We start from the raw sequence: 21,642 nt of genomic DNA, 5'->3' as shown, positions 1-21,642 counted from the left end.
GGAGCGAGCGCTATGCCTGTTGAAATTCTTATGCCAGCGCTCTCCCCGACAATGGAAGAGGGCAAACTCTCCAAATGGCTGAAAAAGGAAGGCGATAAAGTCGCTTCCGGTGATGTCATTGCTGAGATTGAAACCGATAAAGCGACCATGGAAGTGGAAGCTGTTGACGAAGGCACTATCGGCAAACTGCTGATTGCTGAAGGGACTGAAGGCGTTAAGGTAAACTCAGTAATTGCTGTGTTGCTGGCTGACGGTGAAAGCGCTGACAGCATTGGCGCAGCGGCTCCTGCTGCAGCGCCTGCCGTTGAACAGCCGACTATGGTTACTTCGGAAGCACCAGTTGTTGCCGGTGAGAAGCCAGGTGCTTCAACGCCTGCCGCTCCTGCTGCACCTAAAATCGAAGTTGCCAATGATCCGGATATTCCGGCTGGTACAAAGATGGTGCCGACCACTGTTCGTGACGCTCTGCGTGACGCAATGGCTGAAGAAATGCGCCGCGACCCTGACGTTTTCGTCATGGGTGAAGAAGTTGCTGAATATGAAGGTGCCTATAAGGTAACCAAAGGCCTTCTGGCTGAATTCGGTGACAAGCGCGTTGTCGATACACCAATCACCGAGCACGGCTTTGCCGGTATCGCTGTTGGTGCGGCCTACACAGGTCTGCGCCCGATTGTTGAGTTCATGACCTTCAACTTCGCCATGCAGGCGATTGACCAGATCATCAACTCTGCTGCCAAGACATTGTATATGTCCGGTGGTCAGATGGGCGCGCCTATGGTGTTCCGTGGCCCTTCGGGCGCGGCTGCACGCGTTGGTGCACAGCACTCCCAGTGCTATGCGGCATGGTACAGCCATATTCCGGGTCTGAAAGTCATCATGCCTTATTCGGCTGCTGATGCTAAAGGCCTGCTCAAGGCTGCAATCCGTGATCCGAACCCGATCATCTTCCTTGAAAACGAAGTTATGTATGGTCACACATTTGATGTGCCGGACATTGAAGATTTCGTGCTGCCAATCGGCAAAGCCCGCATTCACAAAGTCGGTAAAGATGCGACCATCGTGTCCTTCGGTATCGGCATGACCTATGCGATCAAGGCCGCTGAAGAACTGGCTCAGCAGGGTATCGACGTTGAAATCATCGATCTGCGTACCATCCGTCCGATGGATATGCCGACTGTGATTGAATCGGTCAAAAAGACCGGCCGTCTGGTTACTGTTGAAGAAGGTTTCCCGCAGTCTTCCGTGGGTACAGAAATTGCAACCCGCGTGATGCAGCAGGCTTTCGACTATCTCGATGCGCCGATTATGACCATTGCCGGTAAAGACGTGCCGATGCCATATGCCGCCAACCTTGAAAAGCTGGCACTGCCATCGGTTGCGGAAGTTGTTGAGGCTGTTAAAGCTGTCACCTACGCTCGTTAAGGGGAAGATTAAACATGGCTATCAAAATCACGATGCCGGCTCTTTCTCCGACAATGGAAGAAGGTAATCTGGCAAAATGGCTGGTCAAAGAAGGCGATAAAGTCTCCGCAGGTGACGTTATTGCCGAGATCGAAACCGACAAGGCAACTATGGAAGTAGAAGCCGTTGATGAAGGTATCGTAGCCAAGCTGGTTGTGCCTGCCGGAACTGAAAGCGTGAAGGTCAATGCCCTGATCGCTGTTCTGGCGGAAGATGGTGAAGATGTTGCTGAAGCTGCGAAAGCAGCTTCAGGCGATGCACCGGCCGCAGCGCCAAAAGCTGAAGCAGCGCCAGCTGCTGCTACACCAGTATCCGCACCGGCACCGGTTGCTGCTGCTCCGGCAGCGACACCTGCGCCTGCTGCTGCTCTGGCTCCTGTTGCCAAGGGTGAGCGTCTGTTCGCTTCGCCGCTGGCACGTCGCGTTGCCAAGGATGCAGGCGTGGAACTGGCTGCTGTTTCCGGCACCGGTCCGCATGGCCGCATCATCCGCAAGGATGTTGAAGCTGCGATTGCTTCCGGCGTTAAAGCTCCTGCCAAGCCGGTTGCTTCTGCTGCTGCACCTCAGATTGCCGTTTCCGGCGCTTCGGATGAAGCCACCCTCAAAATGTTTGAGGAAGGTTCATACGAACTGGTACCACATGACGGTATGCGCAAAACCATTGCGCGCCGCCTGATGGAATCCAAGCTGACTGTTCCGCATTTCTATCTGATGATTGATTGCGAACTGGATGCTCTGCTGGCGCTGCGTTCACAGCTCAATGCTGCGGCACCAATGATCAAAACCGAAAAAGGTGAAGTGCCTGCTTACAAGCTTTCGGTCAATGATCTGGTCATCAAAGCAACGGCTCTGGCACTGCGCGACATTCCGGAAGCCAATGTTTCCTGGACTGATGCAGGCATGGTCAAGCACAAACATGCGGATGTCGGCGTTGCCGTTTCTATTCCGGGTGGCCTGATTACGCCAATCGTTCGCGGTGCAGAAACCAAGGCTCTGTCTGCCATCTCCAATGAGATGAAAGATCTGGCCAAGCGCGCCCGCGACCGTAAGCTGAAGCCTTCGGAATATCAGGGCGGCACCACTTCGGTGTCCAACCTCGGTATGTTCGGCGTTAAAGACTTCGCAGCGATCATCAACCCGCCACATGCAACAATCTTTGCAGTTGGTGCCGGTGAACAGCGCGCAGTTGTCAAAAACGGCGAACTGGCTGTAGCAACCGTAATGTCCGTCACGCTTTCCACTGACCACCGCGCCGTTGATGGTGCGCTGGCTGCGGAACTGGCGAAGGTTTTCAAGAACTATATTGAAAACCCGCTCGGTATGCTGGTCTAAGAAAAGACAGGCGCCTCAGATTTCTGGGGCGCCGTTGCTTTCCCGCAAAAGGCGCGAACATGAAATCAGTTTTATGTTTTGGTGATTCACTGACATGGGGCTATCAGGCACCGGATGGTGCGCGTCTGCCGCTTGAGGATCGCTGGCCGTCTGTTTTGCAGAAAGGCCTTGGTTCTCAGGCGCATGTGATTGCTGAAGGGCTGAACGGCCGCACCACTACTTTTGACGATTATACCGCGCCGGAAGACCGCAACGGTTCACGCATTCTGCCGACATTGCTGGGTACCCATGCGCCGCTTGATCTGGTGATTATCCTGCTCGGCAGCAATGATATGAAACCGCAGGTCGTTGGTGATGCTTTTTCCAGCCATTGCGGTATGCGCAGACTGATCCAGATCATCCGCAGCCATCCGTATCGTGAAGGCTATGCGGTACCGGATATTCTGATTGTGGCTCCGCCGCATATCACTGAGAGTGCTGATCCGTTTTTTGCCTCGCTTTTTGCCGGTGGTATTACGGAATCGCGCAAGCTGGGGCTGCTCTTGTCAGATCTGGCGGATGAAATGGAATGCAGCTTCTTTGATGCATCCGGCGTTGCGAAAACCACGCCGCTGGATGGTGTGCATCTGGATGCGGAAAATACACGGGCTATCGGCAAGGCACTGGAGCCTGTTGTGCGCCTGATCTTGGGTTTGTAGTTATAAGAGCGTATCCCGAAAAGTGTGAAGCGGTTTTCGGACAAGATACGCGAAAACCAATAGATATAATGAATGATGCGCCGGTAACCGGCATAGAAACCATTCAAGGAGAATGAGCGTGTCCAACAATTACGACGTTATCGTGGTCGGTTCCGGTCCCGGCGGTTATGTAACTGCTATCCGTGCCGCTCAGCTCGGACTTAAAACCGCGATTGTTGAACGTGAGCATCTTGGCGGTATCTGCCTTAACTGGGGCTGTATTCCGACCAAAGCTCTGCTGCGCTCGGCTGAAATTCTGCATTTCGGTGAAAATGCCAAGGATTACGGCCTGATGCTCGAAGGTAAAATCAGCGCGGATGTGAAGGCAGTTGTTGCCCGTTCGCGCGGTGTGTCAGCGCGCCTCAATGGCGGCGTTGCCTTCCTGATGAAGAAGAACAAGATCGATGTGATCTGGGGTGAAGCTAAAGTCACTAAAGGCGCATCCGCTGGTAAGCCTGCTGAAATCGTAGTTTCCAAAACCACCAAACAGCCAATGCTGCCACAGAATCCAGTGCCTAAAGGCGTTTTGGGTGAGGGTACTTACACAGCCAAACACATTATTCTGGCAACCGGTGCGCGCCCTCGTGCGCTGCCTGGTATTGAGCCGGATGGCAAGCTGATCTGGACCTATTTCGAAGCAATGGTTCCGCAAGAACTGCCAAAGAGCCTGCTGGTTATGGGTTCCGGTGCTATTGGTATCGAATTCGCTTCCTTCTACCGTACCATGGGCGTTGACGTGACTGTTGTTGAAGTCATGAAAAACATCATGCCGGTTGAAGATGCGGAAATCTCGACCTTTGCCCGTAAGCTGCTTGAAAAGCAGGGCATGAAGATCATCACCGAAGCCAAAGTGACTAAAGTGGTCAAAGGCGCAAACTCGGTTACCGCCAGCGTTGAGACCAATGACGGCAAGGTGCAGGAAATCACAGCTGATCGCATGATCTCGGCTGTCGGCGTGGTCGGCAATATCGAGAATCTCGGTCTTGAAGCACTTGGCGTTAAGACTGATCGCGGTTGCGTGGTGATTGACGGTTACGGCAAAACCAATGTCGAAGGCATTTACGCCATCGGCGACGTTGCCGGTCCTCCGATGCTGGCACACAAAGCCGAGCATGAAGGTGTTATCTGCGTTGAGAAGATTGCCGGTGTGCCGAATGTTCATGCGCTGGATAAGGGCAAAATTCCGGGCTGCACCTATTGCAACCCGCAGGTTGCATCCGTTGGTCTGACCGAAGCGAAGGCCAAAGAACAGGGCTTTGATATCCGCGTTGGCCGCTACCAGTTTGCTGCGAATGGTAAGGCGATTGCGCTGGGTGAAGATCAGGGTCTGGTTAAGACCATTTTCGATAAGAAGACCGGCCAGTTGCTTGGCGCGCACATGGTTGGCGCTGAAGTCACCGAGCTTATTCAGGGCTTTGTGATTGCAATGAATCTCGAAACCACCGAAGAAGAACTGATGCATTCCGTATTCCCGCATCCTACCTTGTCAGAAATGATGAAAGAAAGTGTGCTGGATGCCTATGGTAAAGTTCTGAACGCTTAATATTTATTCCGGCCTGATGATAAAATTCAGGCCGGTTTCACTCTTGAGAAGGATCGCAATTGCCGCTGATTAAAGACGGATCACCCTATCGCAAAGCCGCGCTGACAGTGCTGAAATATTCAACACTGATCGGTCTGGGGCTTGGTTTTGGTGTATCGACGCTCAGCTTTCTGTCCGGCAATGTGATTTCAATCAATGGCTATGCACTCTCGGGCTGGTATGGCGTGTGGAGTGTAACACTGGCGCTGGGGCTGGCCGGATTTTGTTTCGGCCTGATCTGGGCACTGGTATTCAAGGCAATCGGTGAAGCAGCGCGACGTTGAGACCGGTTGTATATAAAAGCTGACGGCTTATATGAGCTGTTATCAGTTTTGATAAGAGCAGGGTTTGAAGCTTGTAGTTTACCTTGTTCGTCCTGCCTGATAAACAGGCGCAATATTCTGGCCGGAATTTCCGGTGTTACGAAATCTGAAGGCCGCAACGGCCGTTTTGGGAAAGACATATGGTTACGCTTCTGGACACCGTTAACGACGACAGAAAACGCCTTCGTCATCCTGAGAAGGCCAACCGGCCCGACACAGCACTTTTGAAAAAGCCTGACTGGATTCGCGTGAAAGCTCCGACCTCACGCGGCTATGGCGAGACCCGCGATATTGTGCGCTCTAACAAGCTTGTCACAGTATGCGAGGAAGCCGGCTGCCCGAATATAGGCGAGTGCTGGGATAAGAAACACGCGACATTCATGATTATGGGTGAAATCTGCACCCGTGCCTGCGCGTTCTGTAACGTATCGACCGGTATTCCGACCAATCTCGACCCGAATGAGCCGGAAAATGTGGCCAAGGCCGTGAAACAGATGGGGCTGACCCATGTGGTTATCACCTCCGTTGACCGCGATGATCTGGCCGATGGCGGCGCACAGCATTTTGCTGAAGTGATTCATGCAATCCGTGCAGCCAGCCCGCAGACTACGATTGAAATTCTGACACCGGACTTCCTGCGTAAGGAAGGTGCTCTGGAGATCGTTGTTAAGGCGCGTCCGGATGTGTTCAACCATAATCTGGAAACAGTGCCGTCCAACTATCTGAAAGTGCGTCCGGGTGCCCGTTACTTCCACTCCCTGCGTCTGTTGCAGCGCGTGAAAGAACTCGATCCGACCATTTTCACCAAATCCGGTATCATGGTTGGTCTGGGTGAAGAGCGCAATGAAGTGCTCCAGCTGATGGATGATCTGCGCTCGGCTGATGTGGATTTCATGACCATTGGTCAGTATCTGCAGCCAACCCGTAAGCACCATGCGGTTATCCGTTATGTGACACCGGATGAGTTCAAATCTTTTGCAACGATTGGTAAAACCAAAGGCTTCCTGCTGGTTGCTTCCAGCCCGCTGACACGCTCTTCGCACCATGCGGGTGATGATTTTGCCAAGCTGCGTGTTGCCCGTGAAGCGCTGATCGCCAGCCGTAACTAAAACTTATAGATCATGCCGCAATTTACTGCCACACGTCAGGTTCAGCACCGCGCGGAGCAAATGTTTGCTCTCGTCGCGGATGTTGAAACTTATCCGCAATTTGTCCCGATGTGTGAAGCATTGACCATCCGCTCGCGTAAAGAGCGCGATGGCAAGACATTACTGGTGGCCGACATGACTGTCGGCTACAAACTGATCCGTGAGACATTCACCACTCAAGTGCTGCTCAAGCCGGATGAACGGGTGATTGAAGTCAAATATATTGATGGCCCGTTCCGCTATCTCGACAATCGCTGGACATTTGTACCGGTCGGTGACGGTACGCATAGCGATGTGGATTTTTTCATTGATTATGAATTTAAGAGCCGCACGCTTGGTCTGGTAATGGGCTCAATGTTTGATCTGGCTTTCCGCAAATTTGCGGAAGCTTTTGAAAAACGCGCCGATCAGATTTACGGCATTGAAGCCGGTAATGCGATTAAGTAATTAAAATTACTCAGTCAGTCTTTGCAGAACCAAATCCAGTGCGGCCTGCACTGTAGCTAAGCGGATGGCTTCGCGCGATTGGTCGCCGAAACGGCATTCCAGATGCAAGCTTTCAAAACCCTGTCTTGCACAAGCAATATGCACCAGTCCGACAGGTTTTTCAGCGCTGCCGCCTGAAGGGCCTGCAACACCGGTGACCGCTATACTGATGCTGGCCTGCGGGGCATGTTTCAGCGCACCTTCAGCCATGGCAATAGCGACAGGTTTCGACACTGCACCAAAATCACGGAGCAGGCTTTGAGAAACACCGATCAGTGAAGCTTTGGCTTCATTGCTATAGGTGACAAAACCACAATCCACCACATCGGACGAACCGGCTATGTCGGTCAGTGCGGCGGCAATCATGCCGCCGGTACAGGATTCGGCAGTGGTAATCATGAGCTGCGCCTTGCGGCAGGCATCAAGAACGGCGAGGGCCTGCTCTGTTGATTTATTATTGCACATGTTCTTGTCCCAAAACCGCTGCCCACTTTTGGGGAACATGTTGTGCAATCAAACTCATGATCTTCTTCCTTTATGCGGGCACTTCACCCGGATAGATAACGCTGACAGTCACGATAGAGGCGATGCCTTCCTTGCGGCCGACAAAGCCCATTTTCTCGTTGGTCGTGGCTTTGACCGAAACACGGTCGGCACTTACGCCGAGCATATCGCTGAGTTCTGCGGTCATAGCTTCCCGATGCGGGCCAATTTTCGGTTCTTCGGCAATCAGTGTAATATCGGCGTTAGCGATACGTCCACCGGCTTCGCGCACAGTTTTAACTGCAAACTCAACAAATTGCCGTGAGGCAGCACCTTTCCACTGCGGATCAGACGGGGGGAAATGCGTACCGATATCGCCCGCACCGCGGGTGGCGAGCAGGGCATCCGTCAGCGCATGCAGCGCCACATCGGCATCGGAGTGGCCATTGAGCTTGTGTGTGTGCGGAATTTTCACGCCGCAAAGCCACACATGGTCGCCTGCCTCGAAACTATGCACGTCATAACCATTGCCCGTGCGGATGTCCGGAAACGCAACCATATCCTGACGCAAGCGCTGATCTGCCATTTCAATATCCTTTGCCCATGTAATTTTAGTATTGTCGGCTGAGCCTTCGACAACACGAACAGGAATGCTCTGCCATTCTGCAATGGCGGCATCATCGGTGAAATCTGTGCGTCCCAATGCAAATGCTGCATTATGCGCATCGAGAATTGGCACGAACGGAAAACTCTGCGGTGTCTGCGCAGCAAAAAGGCCTGCACGCGGTACGGTTTTGGTGACCAATGCATCGCCGCCGGCCTGTTTCAGCGTGTCGGAAACGGCAAGGGCAGGCAGCACGCCAGTTTGCGGGTGCAGGGCAATCATGATGCGCTTGAGCAAATCCTGCGTAATAAACGGGCGTACGCCGTCATGAATCATCACATAATCCGGTGCATCGTCGCACAAAGCGAGCAGGCCGAGACGGGTGGATTCCTGCCGTGTCGGGCCACCGGTAACAAGGCGGATACGCGCGGCATCAATATCGGCGCGTTGCAGTGCAGCATGATAAAGATCGTGATCGTCGGAATGGATCACCACCACCACAGGCGAAATCTGCTCGCAGGCCAGAAAGGTACGTAAAGTATGCGCCAGCACGGCCTGACCGCCGATACGACGATATTGCTTAGGGCCTTCGGTGCTTTGACCGGCGCGTTCTCCGCGTCCTGCGGCGACTATAACTGCTGCTGTGCGAATGAGAAAAGCCTTTCCGAGCTGTCACACCTCTGTTTATAGCGAATACCGCCTTGATAAACGAAATGCTAGAGCATTTCACAGTCAAGTTTGTACAGCTTGACGACAGTGATAATGCGATCATTAAAGAATCTAGAGCGACCTTTGTGCGCCCAAGAGGGCGCACGGCGCTCTAGTGATGTTTTTTTGATAATGGATTCATCGGTTAATCGCATTGCGACGAATCCGCTTTTTCTTGCATGAAGATGATAAAACCTATAAATCTGCTTAAAGTTTAAGCGTTTTTGATATTGCACAATTTTTAGGCTGATGATGACGACTGCAACCCTGCCATTGAAAATCGGACCGGTGGAAATCCGCAATCGCGTGTTTCTGGCGCCGATGTCCGGCATATCCGATCTGCCGTTTCGTCGTCGGGCGTGGGAGGCCGGTGCAGGTCTGGTGGTCTCCGAAATGGTAGCCAGTGCGGAGTTGTGCAATCATCATTCTGAAAGCCGTAAGCGGATGGAACGCGGTGATCTGCAAACCCATGTGGTGCAGCTTGCAGGCCGTGAAGCGCATTGGATGGGTGAGGCCGCCAAGATCGCTGAAGGTGAAGGCGCGGATATTGTTGACATCAATATGGGCTGCCCTGCCAAGAAGGTGACAGGTGGTTATTCCGGTTCGGCGCTGATGCGTGATCTCGACCATGCGCTGACACTGATTGAAGCCACTGTGCAGGCTGTCAAAGTGCCGGTGACGCTGAAGATGCGGCTTGGATGGGATCACAATTCAATCAATGCGCCGGAACTGGCACGACGCGCTGTCGATGCCGGTGTGCAGATGATTACCGTGCATGGCCGCACGCGCTGTCAGTTCTATACCGGTCATGCCGATTGGGATGCAATCCGCGCCGTGCGTGAGGTGATCTCTGTGCCACTTGTTGCCAATGGCGATGTCGGCAGTGCTGCCGATGTGCAGGAAATTATGCGCCGCTCCGGTGCCGATGCGGTGATGATCGGCCGTGCCGCCTATGGTCAGCCTTGGCTGGCGGGGCAGGTCGCAAGCGAACTGAATGGTTTACCACATGGTGCCGCGCCGCTAAACTTAAGCGATTATATTCTAGCGCATTATCACGCCATGCTGGAGCATTATGGTGAGAAAACCGGTATCCGCCATGCCCGCAAACATCTGGGCTGGTATATGGAACGTCATACGTCAAATGTTCCTGATACGGTCAAGAAGGCGCTGATGACCTCAGGCAATGCGCAGGAAGTATCAGACATTCTCACGGATATTTTTACCGGCCTGTCACCGGTCGCAGGGACAAAATCCCTGAAGGATGCTGCCTGATGGACGCTGCTGCATTCTCTTTGTCCGATCATGTGCTGAATACATTGCCGCAAGCGGTGATAATGGCGGATGCTGCGGGACAGATTATTTACGCCAATGCGCAGGCTGAGGTGTTTTTCCGCTCCAGTGCGGGAATCTTGAAGCGCCATGGTCTCAATTATTTTCTGCCGCCTTCAAGTCCGCTGATCGGACTGATTACGCAGGTTATTCAAAGCGGTACAGCGGTTAATGAATATCATATTGATCTGTCATCGCCGCGTATGGGCACTGAGCGCATGGTGGATGTGCAGGTGACTCCGGTCAGTGAAATACCGGATCAGGTGGTTATCCTGTTTAAAGAAACAGCCATGGCAGAGAAGCTCAATCGCCAGATGAGCCATCGCGGCGCGGCACGTTCTGTCACCGGTCTGGCGGCAATGCTGGCGCATGAAATCAAGAACCCACTTTCGGGTATTCGCGGTGCGGCGCAATTGCTGGAAATGTCGGCACGCGATGCAGCCAATGAGTCCGACTGCGAACTGACACAGCTGATCCGTGATGAAGCTGACCGTATAGTCGCACTGGTCGATCGGATGAATGTGTTTTCCGACGAGCGTCCGATTGAGCGCTCTGCCGTTAATCTTCACACTGTGCTGGGGCATGTCAAAACATTGGCGAGCCACGGTTTTGCATCCCATGTCACGATCCGCGAGGATTATGATCCGTCTTTGCCGCGTGTCTGGGGCAATCGTGATCAGCTGATACAGGTATTTCTCAACCTGATTAAAAATGCGGCTGAGGCGATTGAGCCGGAAGAGCGCTCGGGGCGCAAAGGCGAGATCCTGCTGACCTCTGCCTATAAAGCGGGCATGCATATGATTGTACCGGCGACGGGCGAGCGCCTGTCTCTGCCGCTGGAATATTGCGTGATTGATAATGGCGGCGGTGTCGCACCGGATATTCTGCCGATCCTGTTTGACCCGTTTATTACCACCAAAACCAATGGATCTGGTCTGGGCTTGCCCTTGGTTGCCAAGATCATTGCCGATCATGGCGGTATGATTGAGTGTGAAAGTTTCGCGGGAAAAACCATTTTCCGTATTCTGTTGCCAATATGGAAACAGGACAGTTCTGTCGTTTAAATTTAAATATTAAAATATCGATCTAATATCATGTAATATAATATTTATATATGTGGGAGTGAGGCATTGAATGAACCGGTAATCATCGTTGCGGAAGATGATGCAGCCATGCGCACAGTGCTTAATCAGGCGCTGAGCAGAGCAGGTTATGCTGTGCGTCTTGCCAGTAATCGTGCGGCGCTTTGGGGGCTGATTACGAGCGGCGAAGGTGATCTGGTTATCAGCGATGTGAATATGCCGGATGGTTCGGTGTTCGAAATTCTGCCGCGCATCCGCAAAGCGCGCCCCGATCTGCCGGTAGTGGTGATGAGTGCGCAGAATACTTTCATGACCGCGATCCGCGCCTCCGAAGCCGGTGCCTATGATTATCTGCCAAAGCCTTTTGACCTGAGCGAGATGGTGAGCCTGCTGCGTCGTGCGCTGTCCGAACCAAAGCCGGTGCAGGCAAAGCAGGAGAGTGACGAACAGGTGGAGAATATGCCGCTTGTCGGCCGCTCGGTCGCGATGCAGGATGTTTATCGTGTGCTGGCACGCATGATGCAGACTGATCTGACACTGATGATTACAGGGGAATCCGGTACGGGTAAGGAACTGGTTGCCCGCGCTTTGCATGAATATGGCCGTCGCCGTAACGGGCCTTTTGTGGCGATCAATATGGCAGCTATTCCGCGTGATCTGATTGAATCTGAATTATTCGGCCATGAAAAAGGTGCCTTTACCGGTGCTCAGCAGCGTTTTTCAGGTCGTTTTGAGCAGGCCAATGGCGGAACGCTGTTTCTCGATGAAATCGGCGATATGCCGATGGAGGCGCAGACGCGTCTATTGCGCGTACTGCAGCAGGGCGAATATATGACCGTTGGCGGACGCACGCCGATTAAAACCGATGTGCGTATTGTGGCTGCAACCAATAAGGATTTGCTCAAGGCAATTCACAAAGGTCAGTTCCGCGAGGATTTATACTACCGGCTTAATGTGGTGCCGCTGCGTATGCCGCCGCTGCGTGAGCGCAGCGAGGATGTGCCGGATCTGGTGCAGCATTTCTTCCGGCTGGTGGAAAAGGAAGGTCTGCCGCCAAAGCAGATCAGTGCCGAGGGTTTTGCAGCGCTGCGCCATTACACATGGCCGGGCAATGTGCGCGAACTGGAAAATCTGGTGCGTAGACTTGCAGCACTCTATCCGCAGGATGAGATTAATGCGGAGATTATCCGTCACGAATTGCAGCATCTGCCACCGTCATTACAGGCTGATGAAACAGGGCTGAAAGCGGATCAGATCACTAACTTACGTGAGGCGACGGAAATTTATCTGCGGCAGTATTTCGCCTCCTTCAACGGTGAACTGCCGCCGCAGGGGCTATACGACCGGATTTTGCACGAGATTGAATATCCGCTGCTGGCTGCAAGCCTGACAGCCACATCCGGCAATCAGATCAAGGCCGCAGAATTGCTGGGTTTGAACCGCAACACGCTGCGCAAAAAAATCCGCGACCACGACCTCAATATTTTTAGGGGTTGATGGAAATTTGTTTGATTTTTAAAGTAAAAATTTCAAGAGGTGTATTTAAGTAATTATAATATATAGGGAATATATTTTATGAGCATTATAAGAACGCTGCTGCTTGCATCGATTTCGCTTGTGTTTGTAGTTCCAGTAGCTGCTTTTGCGGAAGACAGGCGTTGTAATGATCGTAAGCCGGTGAATTCAATCAATGAAATGTTTTCGGCTCTTTATGCGTGCTGGCAACCACCGAAAGGAACTGCGGGGATGAGTATTACATTGCGATTTTCTCTGCGGCGCGATGGAACTCTCATAGGCAAGCCACGCACAACTTTTACCGAAAAAATAAATAATGATGAGCTTTCCAAGGCCTTTGTGGTTTCTATTTTAGAAGCGCTTAATAAGTCATTACCTGTGCCATTTACGGAAAGTATGGGGGGAGCGGTTGCTGGCAGACCTATGACTTTGAGATTTATATCCCAAGAAATTCGCGACCTTTAATAAAGCTAATATATTTTAATTCGCACAGCGATAACGTTGCATATGTGCAACATTCTGTTGCATGACGGCAACGGTTTATAATAGATTAACGAAATGGATAAGACGAGTCTGCTTGAGTGGTTGCGCGAATTTAAACCTGCACGGGTGAGTGAACAAAGACGTTTGCTGGCTCTGCCGGGTGTGATCATTGTTGTCCTGTCGATTATTGCATCACTTGTCTCCTTTCTGATTATGATCGGTGTCACGCCGATTGTTCCTGATCTGCATGTGACGCTGACGCTGATTATCATCAATGTGGTTCTGGTCGTCAGCCTGCTGGCGCTGATTATCCGCGAGATTTTCCGCATCACACAGGCGCGCCGTCATGGCCGTGCTGCCGCGCGTTTACATGTGCGCATTGTGGCGTTGTTCTCACTGATTGCAGCGGTTCCGGCGATTGTTGTGGCGATTGTCGCCAGCGTAACGCTCAATCTCGGGCTGGATCGCTGGTTTGAAACCAATACGCGCAATATCGTCAATTCATCGATCAGCCTTGCCAATGGTTATATCAATGAAACCGCGCGTAACCTGCAAAGCACCACCTATTCGATGCTGCAGGATATGGATGCGCAACGCACGCTCTATAGTCTCGACCGTAACGGTTTTGTGCAGCTGATGACCTTGCAGGCGCTGGGTCGCGGTTTGCTCGGTGCGCAATTATTGCGCGAAGACGGCTCGATTGCCTTGCGCAGCGAACAGGGCGGCGCAAATCTGCCGCAACCGCCGTCTGAGGCGGTTGAAACGGCACGGGACGGTAATCCGGTGATTATTCCGCCGGGTCCGACCAGCAACTTCGTTGGTGCGATTATCAAGATGCGTGAGATACCCGATGTGTATCTCTACACTGTACGTGCTGTTGATGCGCAAATTCTCGATTCCATGCGCCTGATGGAGGCGAACACCAAGCGCTATCAGGATATGGAGGCGAACCGTATCCCGACGCAGGTGATCTTTGCGCTGCTCTATTTCGGCCTGATGCTGATTGTTTTGCTGCCGGCGATCTGGACAGGTATTGCTGTGGCAGACCGTCTGGTGCGGCCGATCCGCCAGCTGATCGGCGCTGCTGATGAAGTGGCTGTCGGTAATCTGGATATTTCCGTGCCGGTGCGCTCCAGCGATGGTGATCTCGGCGCATTGTCCGGCACTTTCAACAACATGGTTGCTGAGTTGAAAAGCCAGCGCACCGATCTTTTGGCCGCTAAAGACCAGATTGATGAGCGCCGCCGCTTCTCCGAGGCTGTGTTGTCCGGTGTTACCGCCGCGGTGATCGGGGTGGATGCGCTGGGGCTGATTAATATCGTCAACCGCTCGGCAGAGCAGATGTTCTGCCTTGAGCCCGATGAGGTTATCGGTACCAGCCTGAGCACGCATATTCCGGAAATCGGACAGGTCTTTGAAGTGGCACATGATTCCGGCCGTGCGGTTTACCGCGAGCAGGTCTCGATGATGCGCGGCGGGCTGACCCGTACCTTCAATGTGCAGATCACGATTGAGGACGGCACAGGTGATGAACGCTCCTATGTCGTGACGATTGATGATATTACTGACCTGGTACAAGCACAGCGCTCAACGGCATGGGCTGATGTGGCGCGCCGTATCGCCCATGAGATCAAGAACCCGCTGACACCAATCCAGCTTTCTGCCGAGCGTATCCGCCGCCGTTATGGCAAGGTTATTACCGAAGATCGTGAGGTTTTCGACCAGTGTGTGGAAACGATTATCCGTCAGGTCGGCGATATTGGTCGTATGGTGGATGAATTCTCGTCCTTTGCACGGATGCCGAAGCCGAAAATGGAAACCATTGATTTGCGGGATTCGCTGAAAGAAGCCGCATTCTTGGTGGAAGTCAGCCGCAGTGAGATCAGTTTTGAGCAGCAATTGAGTGAAGTGCCGCTTTATGGCCATTTTGACAGTCGTCTGCTTGGACAGGCTTTTGGTAACATTATCAAGAATGCCAGCGAGGCTATTGAAGCGGTTACTGATGAAGATAATTATCACGGACATATTCTGCTGAAAGCCTATCAGGACAAGGATCAGCTGATTGTCGATGTGATTGATAACGGCAAAGGCCTGCCCGGTGATAACCGGCAGCGGCTGCTGGAGCCTTATATGACAACGCGCGAAAAAGGCACCGGCCTTGGCCTCGCTATTGTCAGAAAAATCGTTGAGGATCACGGCGGGCATATGGAACTGCATGATGCACCGGCTGATTTCTATCAGGGCAGAGGTGCGATGATCCGTATGGTTTTCCCTGCAACACCGCCGGAAATGGCAGGGACACAGACAAATGAGGAGTTGCAGGCATGACAGACAGATGCAGGCAGCTGAATGATAAATACCTGCGGATAGATCACTTTGTGGTAAATCTGCAGGATAATGGGAACAAGGCAGGTGGATTAAATGGCTTCTGATATTCTCGTCGTTGATGATGAAACGGACATCCGTGATCTGGTTGCTGGTATTTTAAGCGACGAAGGTCACGAAACCCGCACAGCTTTTGATGCGGACAGTGCATTGGCTGCGATCAATGATCGTGTGCCGCGGCTGATTTTTCTGGATATATGGTTGCAGGGCAGCCGTCTGGACGGGCTGGCATTGCTGGATGAAATCAAGAAACTGCATCCGGATCTGCCGGTGGTGATGATCTCAGGTCACGGTAATATTGAAACTGCTGTCTCGGCTATCCGTCGCGGCGCTTATGATTTCATTGAAAAGCCGTTCAAGGCAGATCGTCTGATCCTCGTGGCAGAGCGGGCATTGGAGACATCAAACCTTAAGCGCGAAGTTTCTAACTTACGTAAACGCTCCGGTGAGACATTCGAACTGCTTGGCAATTCGCTGGCGATGAACCAGTTGCGCCAGACTATCGAACGCGTGGCTCCGACCAACAGCCGTATCATGATTACCGGCCCTTCGGGTTCGGGTAAGGAAATGGTGGCACGTGCCATTCACGGACAGTCGAGCCGTGCTAACGGGCCTTTCGTGACGGTGAATGCCGCTGCTATTACGCCGGAGCGCATGGAAATCGAGCTTTTCGGCACCGAAATGGACGGCGGGGAACGCAAGGTCGGCGCACTGGAAGAGGCGCATGGCGGTATTCTCTATCTCGACGAAATCGCCGATATGCCGCGTGAAACCCAGAACAAGATTTTGCGTGTTCTGGTTGACCAGCAGTTTGAACGTGTTGGCGGAACCAAGCGTGTGAAGGTTGATGTGCGTATCATTTCTTCGACCGCGCAGAATCTTGAAGGCATGATTGCCGAAGGTCTGTTCCGTGAAGATCTGTTCCATCGTCTGGCCGTTGTTCCGGTGCAGGTGCCGCCATTGGCACAGCGCCGCGATGATATTCCGTCGCTGGTATCCTTCTTCATCAATCAGGTGGCTGAACAGGCCGGTATCAAGCCGCGCCGTATCAGCGATGATGCAATGGCGGTTCTGCAATCCCATAGCTGGCCCGGCAATGTGCGTCAGCTGCGTAACAATGTGGAACGCCTGATGATTTTGGCGCGCGGCGATGATGTGGATGCGCCGGTAACGGCTGATCTGCTGCCGGCGGAAATCGGTGATACGCTGCCGCGCACACCGACTGATTCCGATCAGCATATTATGGCGCTGCCGCTGCGCGAAGCGCGTGAAATGTTTGAAAAGGAATATCTGGTCGCACAGATCAACCGTTTCAGCGGTAATATTTCACGCACGGCTGAGTTTGTGGGTATGGAGCGTTCCGCTCTGCACCGTAAACTCAAGTCGCTCGGAGTGTAATTATGCGCATCATTATCTGCGGTGCCGGTCAGGTCGGCTTCGGTATTGCTGAGCGGCTCGCTGCGGAACATAACGATGTATCGGTGATTGATACATCGGAAAAGCTGATCCACGCCGTGCGTGATCTGCTTGATGTGCGCGGTTTTGTCGGTCACGGCTCGCATCCGGATGTGCTGGAAGCGGCCGGTGCCGATGAAGCGGATATGATTATCGCTGTCACGCTTTACGACGAGATCAATATGGTGGCCTGTCAGGTTGCCCATTCGCTGTTTAATGTGCCGACCAAAATTGCCCGTATCCGTGCGCAGACCTATCTGCAAAAGCAGTATCAGGAGATGTTCTCGCGCGATAATATGCCGATTGATGTAGTGATCTCGCCGGAGCTGGAAGTCGGCGATATGGTATTGCGCCGTATCGCTTTGCCGGGTGCTTCCGATGTGTTGCGCTTTGCCGATGACAAAGTGGTCGCGTTTGCCATTGAATGTATGGAAGACTGCCCGATCATCAACACGCCGCTGAAACAGCTGACCGATCTGTTCCCTGATCTGCCGTCAACGGTGGTCGGCGTGGTGCGTAATGACAAGTTGTTTGTGCCGCATTCCGAGGATCATCTGCTGGCAGGCGATCTGGCCTATGTGGTGACAACGGTAGAGCAGGTACGCCGTACACTTGGCCTGTTCGGGCATGACAAGCCTGAGGCGCGGCGGATTATTATCGCCGGTGGCGGTAATATCGGGCTCTATGTTGCGAAAAAGATGGAAGAGCGCCAGCCGCATACGCGGCTGAAGATCATTGAACATAATCGTGAGCGTTCAGCTTTTGTGGCTGATGAGCTGGATAAGACAATTGTTCTGAACGGCAGTGCGCTGGATCAGGAATTGCTGCGCGAGGCGGAAGTTCAGGATGCTGATCTAATGGTGGCACTGACCAATCAGGATCAGGCGAATATTCTGTCCGGCATTATGGCCAAGCGCCTTGGCTGCAAGTCGAATATGGTGCTGATTAATAATTCTGCCTATCAGGAATTCATTCATACGGTTGGTATTGATTCTTATGTCAGTCCGAAAAATGTGACGATTTCCAAGATTTTGCAGCAGGTGCGGCGCGGACGCATCCGCTCGGTGCATAGTGTCTATGACGGGCGGGCGGAGCTGATTGAGGCGGAAGCCCTTGAAACTTCACCATTAGTCGGCGCGCCATTGCGCAATATCGACCTGCCGGCCGGTTTGCGGGTGGGGGCGGTTTACCGTGACGGAAAAGTTATTAAGCCGCATGGCGATCTGCATATTCGCCGTAATGACCGCGTAGTGATGTTTGCGACAAGTGATGCGGTGAAGCACGTAGAACAGATGTTCCGCGTGAGTCTCGATTTCTTTTAAGCGCCTCATTTTAAAATTGAGTATGTTTTATGGATATTTGTACATTCTGGTACGGCAGCCAATTACGGCCGGTGGATCATATGTGCCTGACTTCCATGGTCAGAACCGGACAACGGGTTAAGCTGTTCAGCTATCAGCCTGTCGAAAATCTGCCGGAAGGCGTGGAGCAGCATGATGCTGCAACGATCATGCCGATTGAATCATTTCGCCGTCTTGATCCCGGTTTTCCGAACCTGAAAGATAATCTGACGATTGTTCAGTTCAGCGATATTTTTCGCATCAATCTGATGAAACATCGTCAGGGCGTGTGGCTGGATACGGATGTTTATCTGCATAAGCAGTTTCATCCGGATGCATCCAAACCCTATCTGGCGCGTGAAAACAGGGAGCGCGTCGGCGTTTCGGCTTTGTATTTCCCGCCCGATCATCCGGTGATTGCCGAATTTGATGCTTATATGGCCGGTGATTATCCGCTGCCGAAATGGCTCGGTTTGCGCAGACGGGTTTTGCGCCCGCTCTGGTACCGCCTTATCGGCAAGGAAGTGACCCCTGCTATGATCGGCATTACCATTTTTGGCAATGACGGTATTTCAAGGCTGGCCAAAAAATATGGCTGTTTCAATGATGCGGCGCCCAAAGAAAGTTTTTACTACTGGACGGCGCGTGACTGCCTGAACATTTTTGATCCGAAATATGGTCTGGAACCGCTCAACCATCCTGAATTTATCGGTTTTCATGTGCATCGCAAAAGTCCGGAAGAGCTGGTTGCGCGCAAGGGCAGCTTTTATGAGTGGATGCTGAAGCAGACAGGTGAGCTGACGGAGGCTGATTAAGCGCCATGAATTGTCAGAATACAGGTCAGATACAAAATATATTTGGCCTGAATGGCATAGTTCTGACTGTGCGGCAGCTAATCATCCGGCAGCATACAACATTTTGACGTTGCGCAAAAAATAGCGGCCTGTTAACCCTTTGCGGAATGTGGGATTATTCCCGCAACTATTGATTCTGTATCAATATACAGGTGCAATATCTGGGGCAGATGATAAAACCGGATGACAGGGGAAGTTTTTCTGCTGTTTCTTCGGAAATGAACTGTTTACGGGCTATGCGCTTCAGGCGGCATATTTGTAAACAGGGTGGATGTCTCCCCGAAATCAGTGCTGGTTGCGGATCGAAATAAAGGAATAAAAAAATGGCTGAACGATCGCAAAATCTTCAGGATCTCTTTCTGAATTCTGTACGTAAGCAAAAAATCTCTCTGACGATCTTTTTGATTAATGGCGTTAAGCTGACAGGTATTGTCACATCCTTTGATAACTTCTGTGTCTTGCTGCGCCGTGACGGACATTCACAGCTGGTATATAAACATGCCATCTCAACCATTATGCCAAGTCAGCCTGTGCAGATGTTTGAAGGCGAAGAAGAGTAAGCATTACAGGTCATTACGACTGTTTGCTGAAATTTCGGAATGTTTTTATATCCGCAGTGCCTCAAGGCCTGCGGATATATTTGTTTGTAAATACGGGAATAATTATCTGAGGCGCGCTCATTGATGCAGGCAGCCCTGATGATTATCTGATGGGAACAGAAGCCGTTCCGGACAAAGATGGCCGGTAAAGGCGATACATAAATCAGGATACACATTTGAAAAAACGCAATGATCCGGCAGCTGATCTGACGCCAGAAACAGAGATGCCAGAAACATATGAATTATCATCCGATGATAATTATGATGACGGCGCCAAACAGAAAAGCAGCAGAAAGCCTTTCACAACAAAAGTAGAAGATACACGGGCTTTTGTTGTCGTGCCGATTTTGCCGGAACGTTACGCGCTGGTCGTCGATCAGGATGAGAGCGAACGCCCGAAATATCGCCGGAGTGATGAGGCGCGGCTTGAAGAAGCTGCGGGACTTGCACGCGCGATTGATCTGAAAATTATCGACAGTTTTCTGGTGCAGACCTCCCAGCCGCGTCCGGCCACTTTGCTTGGCACGGGTAAGGTTGAGGATATTGCCGAACGCATCGAACGTGAAGAAATCGAGCTGGTGATTGTCGATCATCCGCTGACACCGGTGCAGCAGCGCAATCTGGAACGCGAATGGAAGGTCAAGGTTATTGACCGTACCGGTCTGATTTTGGAAATTTTCGGCCGCCGCGCGCAGACCCGTGAGGGTAGCCTGCAGGTTGAGCTGGCACATCTGAACTATCAGAAAGGCCGTCTGGTTCGCAGCTGGACGCACTTGGAGCGTCAGCGTGGTGGTGGCGGCTTTATGGGCGGTCCGGGTGAAACCCAGATCGAGGCCGACCGGCGTATGCTGCAGGAGAAAATCCTGCGGATCAAACGCGAGTTGGATACGGTTGTGCGTACCCGCCAGCTGCATCGCCAGAAACGCCGTAAGGTGCCGCATCCGGTGATTGCACTGGTCGGCTATACCAATGCGGGCAAGTCTACTTTGTTCAATCGTCTGACCGGTGCTGATGTGCTGGCGGAAGATATGCTTTTCGCGACGCTTGATCCGACTTTGCGCCGTCTGCGGCTGCCGCATGGCGATATGATTATCCTGTCCGATACGGTTGGCTTCATCTCCAACCTGCCGCACCATCTGGTTGCCGCATTTAAGGCGACACTGGAAGAGGTAATTGAGGCTGATCTGATCCTGCATGTGCGCGATATGTCAGACCCTGACAATGCGGCGCAGGCTGAGGATGTGGAGACAATTCTCAGCGGTCTCGGCATTAAAAAAGGCGATGAGCGTGTCATTGAGATCTGGAACAAGATCGACCGTTTGAGCGAGCCGATGCAGGACAGCGCGGAAAATCTGAGCAGCGGCAGTCATGAAGATGCACGGCCTTTGCCGTTGTCTGCGCTGACGGGGCAGGGTACGCCTGAATTGCTGGCTTTGATCGAAAGCCGTATTTCCGGTGCGATGGAAAAGGTGCAGGTCAGCCTGCAGCCGGATCAGTTCGGTCTGATTGACTGGATTTACCGTCATGGCAGCAATGTGCGCCGTCAGGATGAGGAAGACGGTTCGGTGATTATCGATGTGGATATGACCGCCGGTTCCGCGCAGAAATTCCGCGATAAATATGCTTCCGTAACAAAACGCAGCTAAGGATGTGCAGCAGTCTGCCGTCATTTAGATTTCGGTAAGTATGAAAGATTAGACAGGGGCGGAATAGGGCGTTTATAGCGCAACACCTTGC

At 52.4% G+C, this 21,642-nt stretch carries 19 protein-coding genes; 17 read left to right on the top strand and 2 right to left on the bottom strand.

What is annotated here, in order from left to right; translation table 11 throughout:
- Positions 1 to 12 precede the first annotated feature (12 nt).
- The 7 genes from F7P81_RS09040 (at position 13) to F7P81_RS09010 (ending at position 7,029) form a co-directional block, all read left to right on the top strand.
- Positions 13 to 1,422, top strand: a complete 1,410-nt coding sequence (locus F7P81_RS09040) for a pyruvate dehydrogenase complex E1 component subunit beta (RefSeq protein WP_022712370.1) — start codon at positions 13 to 15, stop codon at positions 1,420 to 1,422.
- 14 nt (positions 1,423 to 1,436) lie between these two features.
- Complete coding sequence (locus tag F7P81_RS09035) at positions 1,437 to 2,792, top strand: pyruvate dehydrogenase complex dihydrolipoamide acetyltransferase (protein ID WP_151159249.1); 1,356 nt, start codon at positions 1,437 to 1,439, stop codon at positions 2,790 to 2,792.
- A 59-nt stretch (positions 2,793 to 2,851) separates the two neighbouring features.
- The gene (locus F7P81_RS09030; RefSeq protein WP_151159248.1) at positions 2,852 to 3,490 is read left to right on the top strand and encodes an SGNH/GDSL hydrolase family protein; all 639 of its coding nucleotides are present in this window, start codon (positions 2,852 to 2,854) and stop codon (positions 3,488 to 3,490) included.
- A gap of 118 nt (positions 3,491 to 3,608) precedes the next feature.
- Complete coding sequence (gene lpdA / locus F7P81_RS09025; protein WP_075655821.1) at positions 3,609 to 5,072, top strand: dihydrolipoyl dehydrogenase; 1,464 nt, start codon at positions 3,609 to 3,611, stop codon at positions 5,070 to 5,072.
- A gap of 125 nt (positions 5,073 to 5,197) precedes the next feature.
- On the top strand, positions 5,198 to 5,395 hold the full coding sequence (locus F7P81_RS09020) for a hypothetical protein (protein WP_028233977.1): 198 nt from the start codon (positions 5,198 to 5,200) through the stop codon (positions 5,393 to 5,395).
- A gap of 179 nt (positions 5,396 to 5,574) precedes the next feature.
- Positions 5,575 to 6,543 (top strand): lipoyl synthase, encoded by a 969-nt coding sequence (gene lipA, locus F7P81_RS09015; protein ID WP_151159247.1) that lies wholly within the window; start codon positions 5,575 to 5,577, stop codon positions 6,541 to 6,543.
- A 12-nt stretch (positions 6,544 to 6,555) separates the two neighbouring features.
- Positions 6,556 to 7,029, top strand: coding sequence for a type II toxin-antitoxin system RatA family toxin (locus F7P81_RS09010; protein WP_075655395.1), 474 nt, complete (start codon positions 6,556 to 6,558; stop codon positions 7,027 to 7,029).
- Between the two features lie 6 nt (positions 7,030 to 7,035).
- On the opposite strand, the gene F7P81_RS09005 is transcribed toward F7P81_RS09010, so the two are convergent.
- Both F7P81_RS09005 and F7P81_RS09000 read right to left on the bottom strand, forming a co-directional pair.
- Complete coding sequence (locus tag F7P81_RS09005) at positions 7,036 to 7,533, bottom strand: CinA family protein (RefSeq protein WP_151159246.1); 498 nt, start codon at positions 7,531 to 7,533, stop codon at positions 7,036 to 7,038.
- A 70-nt stretch (positions 7,534 to 7,603) separates the two neighbouring features.
- Positions 7,604 to 8,806, bottom strand: a complete 1,203-nt coding sequence (locus F7P81_RS09000) for a bifunctional 2-C-methyl-D-erythritol 4-phosphate cytidylyltransferase/2-C-methyl-D-erythritol 2,4-cyclodiphosphate synthase (protein WP_151159245.1) — start codon at positions 8,804 to 8,806, stop codon at positions 7,604 to 7,606.
- A gap of 309 nt (positions 8,807 to 9,115) precedes the next feature.
- Here F7P81_RS09000 and dusB point away from each other — a divergent pair, with 309 nt between their 5' ends.
- The 10 genes from dusB to hflX all read left to right on the top strand — a co-directional run bounded on the left by dusB (position 9,116) and on the right by hflX (position 21,551).
- On the top strand, positions 9,116 to 10,135 hold the full coding sequence (gene dusB, locus F7P81_RS08995) for a tRNA dihydrouridine synthase DusB (RefSeq protein WP_151159384.1): 1,020 nt from the start codon (positions 9,116 to 9,118) through the stop codon (positions 10,133 to 10,135).
- The gene (locus F7P81_RS08990; RefSeq protein WP_151159244.1) at positions 10,135 to 11,256 is read left to right on the top strand and encodes a two-component system sensor histidine kinase NtrB; all 1,122 of its coding nucleotides are present in this window, start codon (positions 10,135 to 10,137) and stop codon (positions 11,254 to 11,256) included. Before dusB ends, F7P81_RS08990 begins: the two co-directional genes overlap by 1 nt.
- Before the next feature lie 108 nt (positions 11,257 to 11,364).
- Positions 11,365 to 12,771, top strand: a complete 1,407-nt coding sequence (ntrC, locus tag F7P81_RS08985; protein WP_246176096.1) for a nitrogen regulation protein NR(I) — start codon at positions 11,365 to 11,367, stop codon at positions 12,769 to 12,771.
- A gap of 78 nt (positions 12,772 to 12,849) precedes the next feature.
- Positions 12,850 to 13,254 carry a hypothetical protein gene (locus F7P81_RS08980; RefSeq protein ID WP_151159242.1) on the top strand — a complete coding sequence of 135 codons (405 nt, stop codon included), beginning with the start codon at positions 12,850 to 12,852 and terminating at the stop codon, positions 13,252 to 13,254.
- Positions 13,255 to 13,347: 93 nt separating this feature from the next.
- Positions 13,348 to 15,600 (top strand): sensor histidine kinase NtrY-like, encoded by a 2,253-nt coding sequence (locus F7P81_RS08975; protein WP_151159241.1) that lies wholly within the window; start codon positions 13,348 to 13,350, stop codon positions 15,598 to 15,600.
- A gap of 93 nt (positions 15,601 to 15,693) precedes the next feature.
- Entirely contained in the window at positions 15,694 to 17,055 is a 1,362-nt protein-coding gene (gene ntrX / locus F7P81_RS08970; RefSeq protein ID WP_022712355.1) for a nitrogen assimilation response regulator NtrX, read from the top strand.
- A 2-nt stretch (positions 17,056 to 17,057) separates the two neighbouring features.
- Positions 17,058 to 18,434, top strand: coding sequence for a Trk system potassium transporter TrkA (trkA, locus tag F7P81_RS08965; RefSeq protein ID WP_075655375.1), 1,377 nt, complete (start codon positions 17,058 to 17,060; stop codon positions 18,432 to 18,434).
- 29 nt (positions 18,435 to 18,463) lie between these two features.
- On the top strand, positions 18,464 to 19,267 hold the full coding sequence (locus F7P81_RS08960; protein WP_028233973.1) for a glycosyltransferase family 32 protein: 804 nt from the start codon (positions 18,464 to 18,466) through the stop codon (positions 19,265 to 19,267).
- A gap of 362 nt (positions 19,268 to 19,629) precedes the next feature.
- The gene (gene hfq, locus F7P81_RS08955) at positions 19,630 to 19,866 is read left to right on the top strand and encodes an RNA chaperone Hfq (protein ID WP_022712353.1); all 237 of its coding nucleotides are present in this window, start codon (positions 19,630 to 19,632) and stop codon (positions 19,864 to 19,866) included.
- A 263-nt stretch (positions 19,867 to 20,129) separates the two neighbouring features.
- Complete coding sequence (gene hflX / locus F7P81_RS08950; protein ID WP_116088227.1) at positions 20,130 to 21,551, top strand: GTPase HflX; 1,422 nt, start codon at positions 20,130 to 20,132, stop codon at positions 21,549 to 21,551.
- Positions 21,552 to 21,642 lie beyond the last annotated feature (91 nt).

The sequence above is a fragment of the Pseudochrobactrum saccharolyticum genome (assembly GCF_008801715.1).
Lineage (GTDB): Bacteria > Pseudomonadota > Alphaproteobacteria > Rhizobiales > Rhizobiaceae > Pseudochrobactrum > Pseudochrobactrum saccharolyticum.
This window is presented reverse-complemented; position numbering and strand designations above follow the sequence as displayed.